Here is a 12397-nt window from a genome sequence, read left to right on the forward strand (position 1 = left end):
GATGCGACGTGTCGTCTGTGATCACCGGAGAGACGCCTGAGAATCAAGTACGCCCCGGCGCAGGAAGCGGCCGGGGCGTGAAAGACGCCGGCGCATGCCGGCCTTGTTGCCTCGTCCTCCTGCGTGGGCCGCCGGGATGCTCCCGGACCTTCAACCGATTTCTCGGTGACCGACGGTCTTCGGTGGATCGGCCACCAGGATAGCCTGACCCGCCCTCGTCAGCCAAAACGGCGGCCTCCAGGCGGCCGGGACGGTCAGCCGAGGGCCGCCAGCCGGGCGGCGCCGACCAGTCCGGCCGCGCCGCCGAGTTCGGCGGGCACCACCTGCAGACCGGCCAGGAAGTCCAGCCTGGCGTACTCGGCCAGCTTCGCCCGCAAGGGGTCGAAGAGCAGGCGGCCGGAGTTCGCGACGCCTCCTCCGACGACGACGAGGTCCAGGTCGCAGACCGCGCCGACCGAGGCGATCATCGCTGCGAGCGCGGTAGCTCCCCGGCGGAACGCCCGGTCGGCGACGGGCTCGCCGGCCGCCGCCGCCGCGGCCAGATCCCGGGCGCCCGCGGGGGGCGGCGCGACCCACCCGTTGGCCCGCGCCCACCGCACCATCGACGGTCCGGACGCGATGGTCTCGACGCAGCCGCGGCCCCCGCACACGCACGGCGGCCCGTCGTCCTCCACCACCACGTGCCCGACGTGGCCGGCGTTGCCGGTGCGCCCGGTGTAGGGGACGCCGCCGAGCACCAGTCCGCCGCCCACACCGGTGGACACCACCATGCCCAGCAGGAAGTCGGCGCCACGGCCCGCGCCGCGCCAGTGCTCACCCAGCGCCATGCACAAGCCGTCGCCGCCGAGCCGTACCGGCACCCCCGGCACGGCGGCGGCCACCCTGTCCCGCAGCGGAAAGCCGTGCCAGCCTTTGATGTTGATGGGGCTGACGGTTCCGCGTTGCAGGTCGATGGGGCCGGCTGAACCGATGCCCACGGCGGCGACCGCACCGCCGGCCACGAGCAGCGCGTCGGCGATGGCCGCGTCGACGGCGGCCCAGACCTCGTCCGCCCCGCCGCCGCTCGGCGTGGGCCGGATGACGGTATGCACCAGCGTGCCATCGGGATCGGCGAGGCCGGCGGCAATCTTGGTGCCGCCGATGTCCAGGCAGAGGGTGAGCGTCGTCATCAGTGCCGGTGGACGTTGTCGGGTTGGCGGGGGTCGCCGGGATGTTCGTAGCCGGGGGCGAGCCGCACCAGCTCGGCACGCCGCGCGTCGAGCCAGACCCGGAAGGCGCGCCGCCGCGCGGCGCCCCGCAGGTGGTCGGCGATCGCCGGCCGCACATCGTCGAGCGGCGGGCCGACCGGTGACGGGACCCGCCAGCCGTGCCGGTCGCGGCGCGGTTCGGCGAACCGCAGCGGGTTGCGAGCGTGGTAGGCGGCCACCTCCTCGCCGGTGACGCGCACCGATGCGGTGACGTTGGCGAACAGCGCCCGCGCACGCGGGTCGGCCAGCGCGGCCGCGGCGACGCTGCCCAGCTCCAGCCGGGCCGTCGCGTCGGGCAGCAGCTCGGCCTCGCTCGGCGCACCCGCCCCGCTCAGGCCGCGCGCGTCGGCCTCGGCGGCGGCGACCCGCCCGGTCACGATCAACTGGGTCAGCCAGCGCCGCAGTTGACGCCCCTCGGCGGTGCCGCCGGCCGGCAGGGCGGCCCCCGCCCGCCCGCCGCGCAACCGCGCTTCGGCAGCGTCGACCTCGTCGATAAGGACCGGAATACCGGCGACGGTCGCGACCACGCTCATGTCACCGTCACCTTGACCGCCGGGGTGTAGACCAGCCGGCCGGCGCAGCCTATCCGGACCAGGGCCCACCATTGGCCGGGATCCAGCCCGGCCGGCGGCCTCACGTCGAAGCGCACGTCGACGGTGCCGTGGGCGGGCAGCACCGCACCCGCCGCGGCGGGACCCAGCCATTCCCATGTGCCCCACGGGCTGATCAGGTACGCCTCGAGGGCCAGGTCCGCCCCGGCGTGGGTGCCGACTCTGACGGTCAGCGCCGCCCTGTCGCCGGCGGCCAACTCGACGTCCGCCGGCCCGTCGATCAGATACACCGGCTGCGCCTCGGCGCACGGGCCGACCTCGATCAGGCAGACATCCTCGACCGCCTGCCGCCACGCGGGCGGGACGTCTTCCCCGCCGATGCGGAGCTGTGCGCGGACCGGGTACAGCCCCGGCTCGGCGCCGGCGGGCACCGACACCGCCACGTCGGTCTCGCGGTATTCGCCGCTGCGCAGCGTCAGGGGAAGCTCGTCGGGCTTGGCCGACCAGCCCCGCGGGCACACCATGGTGACTGTCCCGGCCAGGGTGGCGTCGCTGCAGTCGCTGGCCGCCGTGAGGCGCAGCATGACCTCGCCGCCGGGATCGGCGGCCACCCGCGCGGGATGCAGATGAGCGACGGCCGGCAGACCGCCGAGCGGGGCGGGCCCCCGGTTGTGCAGCCAATAGCGCGCGTACAACGGCTGGGCGGCTTCGGTGTCCGGGGCCAGCGCGGGCGCCCCCGTCGGTGCGGGGGGCGCGTGGAACCGAGCCAGCACGGTGGCCACCTGATAGCCGTGCAACTCGAGCGGGCGGCCGCCGGCGCGCGGCGTTTCGAGGAGGTCGGCGTCGCGGAAGTCGCCGACCTCGCCGATGTCGGAGCCGATCACGACGCTCGCGGGCGCCCCTGTCGTCTCCACCAATCGCAGCGCGACCGCGCTCGGGTCGACCGGCCGGGCGCTGCCCGCCGTGAGCGGGTTGCCGGCCGCCTTGAGCGCGGCCAGCTGCACCCGGCCGGCGGGCTCGACGCTCAGCAGGGATCCCGCCGCGGGCAACGCGCCTCCCGACCGGCCGGGCGCGCACGCCAGCAGCGGGTGGGAGAACTGCGCGCTGCGGGCGGGGATCTCGGCGCGACGCCAGTCGCCCGCCCCGCAGACCAGGGCGTAGTCGAAAACGTGTGTCCAGTGCTGCAGTTGGAAGTTCGAGCCGTCCGGGGCGGTGCGGCGCGGCTCGTCGATCCAGATGCCCGACGGCCAACCGGTGCAGGACCGCATCAACGCGGTGTGCAGGGTGCCCTCGGCGTCGACGGCGAAGCTGGGCACGCCCCGGTTGAGCAGGGCGACGGTGCGGTCCTCGAATTCGCCGGTTCCCGCCGGCGCCTTTTGGCTTACCACGATTTCCGCGTCGTCGAGGTCGTCGGCGACCGACGCGATCTCGGCCGCCAGGCTTTCCGCGTCGCGGCCCGCGAGTACCAGGACCGGCAGCGCGACCGGCGCACGCAGGTCCGCGCTCGGCACCCACACCGCGGCCAACGGCGTCGCGGCGGGCACCCAGACCCTGGCCCGGCCCGTCGTCGCCAGCTGGCGCTCGAGCTCTTCCGCGTACACCGGGTCGGCCTGCGCCAGCACCGCCTTGGTGAACGCGTTGCGGGCCGGTCCGCCCAGCGCGACGCGCACGTCGGGCAGGTTCGAATCGACGTCGAGGTGGCCGTAGCGCGGCTTGCCCGCGCCGCTGCAGGTCGCCGTCACCCCGGCGCGGGCCAGCGCAACGATCAGCTCGCGCGCGAGCGGACCCGACACCGCCTCGTCCGGCGACACCACCTCGGCCACCGAGATCGCGCGCACGGCTCGGCCGTGCGGCGCGCCCACCCGGACCCGCGCCGCCGAGGACAGGCCGAACCAGCCGTAGGCCGGGTTGTCCAGCGTCCACGGGTGCCGCGCGGTGTCCACCGACTCGGTCCCGTCATGCAGCAACGCGAAGCCCCGCCCGACGACGGCGTCACCGACCTCGCTGACCGGCATGGCGCCCGGCACCGGGCACGGCCAGCGCAGCCGCACCAGGCGGTCGGCCCCGGTGAATTCGTCGATGGTGGTGCGGCAGTCCAGCCGCGACACCCCTCGCCACAGCGTGAGGGTCTGCGTGTAGCGCGCCACCGCTCCGATCCGCCCGGTGACGACGATCCGCTGCCCCAGCGGGCCGTGGTAGGCCCGCGCCCGCGCCGGTGACTCCGACGAGCACACCACCGGCCCCCTGGGCAGCAGGTGCCACGGCCCCTCGGCCTGCGTCGGGTGCGCCGCGTACTCCTCGTAGACCGCGAGCTCGTTGCCCACCCGGCCCTCGGCGATCAGCTCGCGGCCGTCCGCGACCAGGGAGACGACTCCCCCGCCGCGCGCCGGGTCGACCTCCAGGCGAAAGTGCTCGTTCGCGATCGCCGCGCCGGCCACGGGTTCCCAGCCGCTCGGGCCGTCATGGGGAACCAGCCGGTAGCCCCGCCACCCCATCGACGGCACTCCCCGCGCCAGCCAGGTCACCGACCGGCCGCCGTGCTCGACGTGTGCGGGCAACTCGGCACCGTCGGTGTCCAGCACCCGGACCCCGCCCGCGAGCGGCTGGTCGAGCCGCGCGGTGACGACGTCGGTCCGCTTCTGTGCCAGCGGATTCCACACGACCACGTCGGCGTCGACCGCGCGGGAAAGCAGCGCCAGCGACGCGTCGCGCGTCGCGCGGCCAAGCTCCCACGCGTCGCGCCAGCCGGTCAGCAGGTCAAGGTAGACCTGGTCGGATTCCGAGCCGGTGATGCCGTCGTGGTGCGCCCCGTACGCGAGCTGCACCCACGCCTTGGCGAGCGCCGCGTGCGGGTACTCGGCGCCCGACATCAGCCCGGCGAAGACGGCGAACCGCTCGGCCTCCAGCACGGCGTTCTCCGCGGCCCGGTTGGCCTGCTTGGTGTCGATGAAGGAGACGTCCTTGCCGGTGTAGATCGGGTTCATGTCCCGGGTCTGCGGCGACGGCACGCGGCCGCGCTCGGCCAGTTCGGCGCGTACGGCCGCGAAGAACTCCCGCGGCAGCGCGCACACGAAGCGCGGCCAGGTGTAGCGCGCGGCCCAGTCGCGGTGGATTGCGGTGACCCACTTGTTCGGCGGGGTGTAGTCGGTGCCGACGGGCAGCAGCACGTTTCGCGTCAGCGCGACCTTCTTGAGCTGTTCGAACAGCTCGAGCGTGGCGTTCTCGGCCTCGGCGAGCGACGTCGCCGAGTCCATCCACCAGCCCGCCGAATAATGCGCGGGCATGTAATGGGTGAGCAGGCCGCGGCCCGACGGCGAAATCCACTCGAATTCGCTGCTGAACTGCATCCGCTCGATGTCCCCGTCGCCGAGCGCGGGCCCCCACTGGTGGTGCGGGCCCCGGGCCCACGAGCTCGATGTCAGCCCGGCGTCGGCGGCCATCCCGGGGAATTGCGGGTCGTGGCCGAACACGTCCAGCTGCCACGCGGTCGCCGGGTCGGCGCCCAGCACCTCGCGCTGAAAGCCCATGCCGTGCACCAGGTTCCGAATGGTGGTCTCGGGGCTGGTGAGGTTGGTGTTGGGTTCGTTGTAGGTGCCGCCCATCACCTCGACGCGGCCCTGCGCGATGAACCGGCACAGGTCGGCGCGGTCCTCGGGGCGGGTGTCCCAATACGGCTTGAGGTAGTCGACCTCGGCCAGCACGAACTTGTACTCGGGCTCGCGGCGGGCCATTTCAAGGTGCGCGTGCACGAGTGCGAATCCGTTCGTCTGCCGGGCACGTCCCGGCGGGTCCTCGGTCCACTCGCTGGTGTAGGCGCCCTGGGTGTTCCACCAGACCGGGTCGTAGTGGAAGTGGCTGACCATGAACATGGTCCAGCCGGGCTCGGCCACGACGAACTCGAACGGCTCGACGGCACCCGCGGCCAGCGCCCGCGCCGCGCGCCGCTGTCCGACGACCGGGCGGTCCACCCTGACCGGGACCTCGACGACCTGCTCGCCGACTCCGGCCACCGCCTCCCCGCTCAACCCGTCCCCCTCGACGCGGACCGGCGTCGGGGCGGGCGCCGCGGCAACGGTGATGCGGGCCAGCTGCAACGGCGCGTTCGGCGGCCCGACGAACAGCTCGGCCGAGTGGGCCGAAACCAGCTGCATCCCCGCACCTTACGGCGGAGGAGACCTAATATCCGGTAATGCCCGCTCTTGCCCGGCCCGTAGCCGACGAACGCAGCGCCCTGTGCGAATACCTGGCCTACCACCAAAGCGCGTATTTCGCGGTGTCCTACGGCCTGACCGACGAACAGGCGCGGTCCACCCCCTCGGTCAGCGCGCTGTCGATCGGCGGGCTGATCAAGCACGCCACCGGGATGCAGCGCAGCTGGATGGCGCGCGTCGCCGCGGCGCCGGACGCGCCGCCGAAAGACACTCGCCCGTTCGAGCAGATCACCAAGGACTTCGCGGATCAGCACGTAATGCGGCCCGACGAGACGCTGGCCGGCCTGCTGCGGGCATTCGAGGAACAGAACGCGGCATCGCTGCGACTGGCGGAGACCGCGGACCTCGACGCGGCGGTGCCGGTTCCGCAGGACATCCCGTGGTTTCCCAAGGACCAGAAGGCCTGGTCGGTGCGCTGGGTGATCCTGCACGTGATCAACGAGTTGGCCCGGCACGCCGGGCACGCGGACATCATCCGCGAAACCATCGACGGCGCCACCATGTACGAGTTGATCGCGGGCCTCGAGGGCTGGGCGGTCCAGGGCTGGGTACAACCCTGGAGCCCGAGCTAGAAATTGGGACTGGCTGCGCCGATTTGGCAGACTGCTTTAGATGAGCTCTACCAAACATCGAGACGTGGCCAGGCTGGACCGGGTGCCGCTGCCGGTGGAAGCGGCCCGGGTCGCCGTCACCGGTTGGCAGGTCACCCGCACCGCCGCGCGCGTCATCACCAAGCTGCCCGGCAAAGGCCCGTGGCAGCAGAAGGTGATCAAGCAGCTCCCGCAGACCTTCGCCGACCTCGGCCCGACGTACGTGAAATTCGGTCAGATCATCGCGTCCAGCCCCGGGGCGTTCGGCGAATCGCTGTCCCGCGAGTTCCGCGGCCTGCTCGACCGGGTGCCGCCCGCCGACACCGAAGAGGTGCACAAGCTCTTCGTCGAGGAACTCGGGGGCGACCCCGCCGAGCTGTTCGCCAAGTGGGAGGAGACGCCGTTCGCGTCGGCGTCGATCGCCCAGGTGCACTACGCGACCCTGCACACCGGCGAAGACGTGGTCGTCAAGATCCAGCGCCCGGGCATCCGGCGCCGGGTGGCCGCCGACCTGCAGATCCTCAAACGCTTCGCCCAGGCCGTCGAACTGGCCAAGCTGGGCCGCCGGCTCTCGGCGCAGGACGTGGTCGCCGACTTCTCCGACAACCTGGCCGAGGAGCTGAACTTCCGGCTCGAGGCGCAGTCGATGGACGCGTGGGTCTCGCACCTGCACGGCTCGCCGCTGGGCAAGAACATCCGGGTGCCGCAGGTGCATTGGGACTTCACCTCCGAGCGGGTGCTGACGATGGAGCGCGTGCACGGCATCCGCATCGACGACGTCGCGGCCATCCGCAAGGCCGGGTTCGACGGGGTCGAACTGGTGAAGGCGCTGCTGTTCTCGCTTTTCGAGGGCGGCCTTCGGCACGGGTTGTTCCACGGCGACCTGCACGCCGGCAATCTCTACGTCGACGAACAGGGCCGCATCGTGTTCTTCGACTTCGGGATCATGGGCCGCATCGACCCGCGCACCCGCTGGCTGCTGCGCGAGCTGGTGTACGCGCTGCTGGTCAAGAAGGACCACGCCGCGGCGGGCAAGATCGTCGTGCTGATGGGCGCCGTCGGGACCATGAAGCCCGAGGCCCAGGCCGCCAAGGACCTGGAGAAATTCGCCACCCCGCTGACCATGCAGACGCTGGGCGACCTGTCCTACGCCGACATCGGGCGGCAGCTGTCGGCGCTGGCCGACGCCTACGACGTCAAGCTGCCGCGCGAGCTGGTGCTGATCGGCAAGCAGTTCCTCTACGTCGAGCGGTACATGAAATTGCTCGCCCCCAAATGGCAGATGATGTCCGACCCGCAGCTGACCGGCTACTTCGCCAACTTCATGGTCGAGGTCAGCCGCGAGCACCAGTCCGAAGAAGTCTGATGCAGATCCGCACCGGGAACGCCACTGTCTTTGATCCCAACGGCGACCTGAAGCTCTATTACGAGGACATGGGCGACATCGACGACCCGCCCGTGCTGCTGATCATGGGGCTGGGCGCCCAGCTGCTGCTGTGGCGAACCGACTTCTGCGAGCGGCTGGTCAGCCACGGGCTGCGCGTCATCCGGTACGACAACCGGGACGTCGGCCTGTCGAGCAAAACCCGGCACCGCAGCTCGGGGCAGCCGCTGGTGGCGCGACTGGCGCGCTCCTGGCTGGGCCTGCCGAGCGAAGCGGCATACAAGCTCGAGGACATGGCCGACGACGCCGCGGCCGTGCTGGATCATCTGGGCATCGAGCACGCACACATCGTGGGCGCGTCGATGGGCGGCATGATCGCCCAGATTTTCGCGGCGCGATTCCATGAGCGGACGAGAACCCTCGGGGTCATCTTCTCCAGCAATAACTCGGCCTTCCTGCCGCCGCCCGGTCCGCGCCAGTTGCTGGCGCTCATCAAGGGGCCGCCGCCGAGCTCGCCGCGCGAGGTGATCGTCGACAACGCCATCCGGGTCAGCAAGATCATCGGCAGCAGGCGCTTTTTGGCTTCCGAGGAGCAACTTCGGGCCGAGGCCATCGAAAGCTATGAACGCAGCTATTACCCGTGGGGCGTCGCAAGGCATTTCGACGCGGTGCTGGGCAGCGGCAGCCTGAGGCGCTACAACCGCCGGACCGCCGCCCCGACCGTGGTGATTCACGGCCGGGCGGACAAGCTGATGCGGCCATTCGGCGGTCGCGCGGTGGCCAGGTCCATCGACGGCGCCCGATTGGTGTTATTCGACGGGATGGGCCATGATCTGCCACAGCAGTTGTGGGATCAGGTGATCGGCGTGCTGGCAGGCAACTTCGCCAGAGCGAACTGAGCCGAAATCACTCGAGAGAAACGCTTCCCCTGCGATCCCGGTCCGTATCGCCGAGTTGTACGGTTGTCCAAGGAGGTGGGTCCACCAATGGCCAAGCTGAAGCCGTATTACGAAGAGTCGCAGGCAACCTACGACATCTCAGACGACTTCTTCGCGCTGTTCCTCGACCCCAACATGGTGTACACCTGCGCCTACTTCGACAACGACGACATGACGCTGGAAGAGGCGCAGCTCGCCAAGCTCGACCTGGGGCTGGACAAGCTGAAGCTCGAGCCGGGCATGACGGTGCTCGACGTCGGGTGCGGGTGGGGTGGGGCCGTGGTCCGCGCGGTTGAGAAATACGACGTGAACGTCATCGGCATCACGCTGAGCCGCAACCACTACGCGCGCACCAAAGAACGGTTGGCCGCCATTCCGACGACGCGGCGGGCCGAGGCCCGGCTGCAGGGTTGGGAAGAGTTCGACGAGCAGGTCGATCGGATCATCAGCTTTGAGGCCTTCGACGCGTTCAAGAAGGAACGCTGGCCCGCATTCTGGGACTGGGCCTACAAGACCCTCCCCGACGACAGCCGGATGATGATGCACAGCATTTTCACGTATCCGCAGTCGCAATGGAAAGAGCGCGGCATCCCGATCACCATGACCGATCTGCGTTTCTTCCACTTCCTCGGGAAGGAAATCTTTCCCGGCGGGCAGATGTGCGGCGAACCCGACATCGTCGACAATGCGCAAGCCAGCGGCTTCTCGGTCGAGCAGGTCCAATATCTGCGGCCGCATTACGCGCGGACGCTGGACACGTGGGCGGCCAATCTCGAGGCGAATCGCGAACGCGCCATCGCCGTCCAGTCCGAAGAGGTCTACAACCGCTTCATGCGCTATCTCACCGGCTGCGCGGAGCTCTTCCGCAAGGGCATCTCCAACGTGGCCCAGTACACGCTGACCAAGTAGCGCCCGTCGGCCGGCATCGGCCCTGAGAATGCGCCCGGTAAAAACTTCGGCGCACGCGCGCGCAAATGCGCGGTTTTCGATCCCGCGCGAGTAGCGTGCCCCCGGAGATGGCCGCCTCCTGGTGGCCGTCCTCTCGGGAGGACAGATGTCTGACAACCCGGCCAGCGCTGTTCGTACGCGCTCCAATTTCGACGACGTACGGGCGCACTACGACCTGTCGAACGAATTCTTCGCGCTCTTCCAGGACCCCACCCGCACCTACAGCTGCGCGTACTTCCCCCGCGAGAACATGACCCTGCAGGAGGCGCAGCTCGCCAAGCTCGACCTCACGCTGGACAAGCTCGGGCTCGAGCCGGGGATGACCCTGCTCGACGTGGGCTGCGGTTGGGGTTCGATGTTGAAACGCGCCGTCGAGCGCTACGACGTCAACGTCGTCGGGCTGACCCTGTCCAGGAATCAGCACGCCTATTGCCAGCAGGTGCTCGACGGGATCGACAGCGGCCGGTCGCGGCGGGCGCTGCTGTGCGACTGGGCCGAGTTCAGCGAACCGGTGGATCGCATAGTCATCGTGGAGGCCTTGGATCACTTCGGTTTTCACCGCTACGACGACTTCTTCAAATTCGCCTACACCGCCCTGCCCCGCAACGGTGTGATGCTGCTGCACTCGATCACGGGGTTACACGGAAGGCAGGCCATCGAGCGCGGCCTGCCCCTGACGATGGGAGTCGCGCGGTTCATCAAGTTCATCCTGACCGAGATATTTCCGGGCGGCCGGCTGCCGATGATCGAGACCATCGGGGAGCACTCGACGAAGATCGGCTTCCGGGTGACGAACGTCCAGTCGCTGCGGACCGACTTCGCCAGGACCCTCGACCTGTGGGCCGGCGCCCTGCAGGCGCGCCGCGCCGAGGCCATCGAAATCCAGTCCGAAGAGGTGTATGAGCGCTACCTGAAGTATTTGACCGGCTGCGCCGGGGCTTTCCGCACGGGGTACATCGACTGCAACCAATTCACGCTGGAAAAGTAGAGTTGGGTATCGTTGCACGTCACACCCCGAGGCAAAGCCGTGGGAAATCCGCAGTGAACTTCATCCAGGAGAACCAGACGAAAATGGCTGATCAACCGGCTAGCCCGACGAAGATCCGGACGGCGCCCGAGGACATTCAGGCGCACTACGACGTCTCCGACGACTTCTTCGCCCTGTTCCAGGACCCCACCCGGACCTATAGCTGCGCCTACTTCGAGCGTGACGACATGACGCTGGAAGAGGCCCAGTACGCCAAGATCGACCTGAACCTGGACCAGCTGGACCTCAAGCCGGGGATGACCCTGCTGGACATCGGCTGCGGCTGGGGCACCACCATGAAGCGCGCGGTCGAGCGGTTCGACGTCAACGTCATCGGCCTGACCCTGTCCAAGAACCAGCACGCCCGGTGTGAGGAGGTGCTGGCCTCCATCGACACCAACCGCTCGCGTGAGGTGCGGTTGCAGAACTGGGAGGACTTCAACGAGCCCGTCGACCGCATCGTGTCGATCGAGGCTTTCGAGCACTTCGGGCACGAGAACTACGACGACTTCTTCAAGCGGACTTTCGACATCATGCCCGAGGACGGCAGGATGACCGTGCAGAGCAGCGTCAGCTACCACCCGTACGACCTGGCCGCCCGCGGCAAGAAGCTGACCTTCGAGACGGCCCGGTTCATCAAGTTCATCATCACCGAGATCTTCCCGGGTGGCCGGCTGCCGTCCACCCAGATGATGGTCGACCATGGCGAGAAGGCGGGTTTCATTGTGCCTGCACCGCTTTCACTGCGGCCGCACTACATCAAAACGCTGCACATCTGGGGCGACACGCTGGAGTCCAACAAGCAGAAGGCCATCGAGGTCACGTCCGAAGAGGTCTACAACCGCTACATCAAGTACCTGCGCGGGTGCGAGCACTACTTCACCGACGAGGCGCTCGACGTCAGCCTGGTGACGTACCTGAAGCCGGGGGCGGCTGCGTAGTCCGGCTCTGGCTGTGTCGGATTAGGGCTGCGTCGTTCGTCGGATAGGTAGAGAGTGGAGCAGGAGGCTTCGCTCACTACCGGAGGTGACGAACATGCAATATTTCGCCCTGCTGATCGCCAAGGAGCGAGACCGCACGCCTGAAGAGTGGGCGGCCGGCATGGCCGCCTGGGAGAGCTTCCACGCCAAAGCCGGCCCGGCGATCAAAGCCGGTGACGCGCTCGCGCCCGCTGCCAGCGCGGCGGTCATCACCGGCGGGCCGGACGCGCCGGTCACCACCGACGGCCCGTTCGCCGAGTCCGCCGAAGTGGCCTGCGGCTACTACGTGTTCGAAGCGGAGAACCTGGACGAGGCGCTGGCGCTGGCGCGCGACGTCCCGGTCGCCCAGTTCGGAGCGGTGGAAGTCTGGCCGGTGGTCCACGCGATCGAACCGTCCCGCAAGCTCACGGGAAACGACTGGTTGGCGCTGCTGCTGGAACCCCCGGCATCGGCCCATACGCCGGGCACCCCGGAGTGGGAGGCCGTCGCGGCACGCCACGCCGAGCTCCATGCGGCCGCGG

The 12397-nt window shown here is 69.6% G+C and carries 10 protein-coding genes; 7 read left to right on the top strand and 3 right to left on the bottom strand.

The annotated features are described in order from the left end of the window. Positions 1 to 254 precede the first annotated feature (254 nt). From A5697_RS18885 to A5697_RS18895, 3 genes are read right to left on the bottom strand one after another with little or no spacing between them, the layout of a single operon-like run. Positions 255 to 1169: an ROK family protein gene (locus tag A5697_RS18885; RefSeq protein ID WP_068011658.1), complete on the bottom strand. Its 915-nt coding sequence runs from the start codon at positions 1167 to 1169 to the stop codon at positions 255 to 257. Continuing rightward, positions 1169 to 1780: a malonyl CoA-ACP transacylase gene (locus A5697_RS18890; RefSeq protein ID WP_068011659.1), complete on the bottom strand. Its 612-nt coding sequence runs from the start codon at positions 1778 to 1780 to the stop codon at positions 1169 to 1171. The genes A5697_RS18885 and A5697_RS18890 overlap by 1 nt, the downstream gene beginning before the upstream one ends. Then, the gene (locus tag A5697_RS18895) at positions 1777 to 5949 is read right to left on the bottom strand and encodes an NEW3 domain-containing protein (protein ID WP_068011660.1); all 4173 of its coding nucleotides are present in this window, start codon (positions 5947 to 5949) and stop codon (positions 1777 to 1779) included. The genes A5697_RS18890 and A5697_RS18895 overlap by 4 nt, the downstream gene beginning before the upstream one ends. Positions 5950 to 5987: 38 nt before the next feature. Here A5697_RS18895 and A5697_RS18900 point away from each other — a divergent pair, with 38 nt between their 5' ends. From A5697_RS18900 to A5697_RS18930, 7 genes are all read left to right on the top strand, one after another. Continuing rightward, a complete protein-coding gene (locus A5697_RS18900) occupies positions 5988 to 6581 on the top strand; it encodes a DinB family protein (protein ID WP_068011661.1) in 594 nt (197 codons plus the stop codon). 40 nt (positions 6582 to 6621) lie between these two features. Next, positions 6622 to 7965 carry an AarF/ABC1/UbiB kinase family protein gene (locus tag A5697_RS18905; protein WP_068011662.1) on the top strand — a complete coding sequence of 448 codons (1344 nt, stop codon included), beginning with the start codon at positions 6622 to 6624 and terminating at the stop codon, positions 7963 to 7965. Then, entirely contained in the window at positions 7965 to 8882 is a 918-nt protein-coding gene (locus tag A5697_RS18910; protein ID WP_068011663.1) for an alpha/beta fold hydrolase, read from the top strand. Before A5697_RS18905 ends, A5697_RS18910 begins: the two co-directional genes overlap by 1 nt. 87 nt (positions 8883 to 8969) lie before the next feature. Next, on the top strand, positions 8970 to 9830 hold the full coding sequence (locus A5697_RS18915) for a cyclopropane mycolic acid synthase family methyltransferase (protein ID WP_068011664.1): 861 nt from the start codon (positions 8970 to 8972) through the stop codon (positions 9828 to 9830). A 145-nt stretch (positions 9831 to 9975) separates the two neighbouring features. Continuing rightward, positions 9976 to 10857: a cyclopropane mycolic acid synthase family methyltransferase gene (locus tag A5697_RS18920; RefSeq protein ID WP_068011665.1), complete on the top strand. Its 882-nt coding sequence runs from the start codon at positions 9976 to 9978 to the stop codon at positions 10855 to 10857. An 83-nt stretch (positions 10858 to 10940) separates the two neighbouring features. Further along, positions 10941 to 11837, top strand: coding sequence for a hydroxymycolate synthase MmaA4 (gene mmaA4, locus A5697_RS18925; protein ID WP_067946579.1), 897 nt, complete (start codon positions 10941 to 10943; stop codon positions 11835 to 11837). A gap of 94 nt (positions 11838 to 11931) precedes the next feature. Beyond that, positions 11932 to 12397, top strand: a 466-nt coding sequence (locus tag A5697_RS18930) for a YciI family protein (protein WP_068011668.1), incomplete at its 3' end; no start/stop codon positions are given.

Origin of the sequence: Mycobacterium sp. E3251 (assembly GCF_001666835.1) — a bacterium.
Lineage (GTDB): Bacteria > Actinomycetota > Actinomycetes > Mycobacteriales > Mycobacteriaceae > Mycobacterium.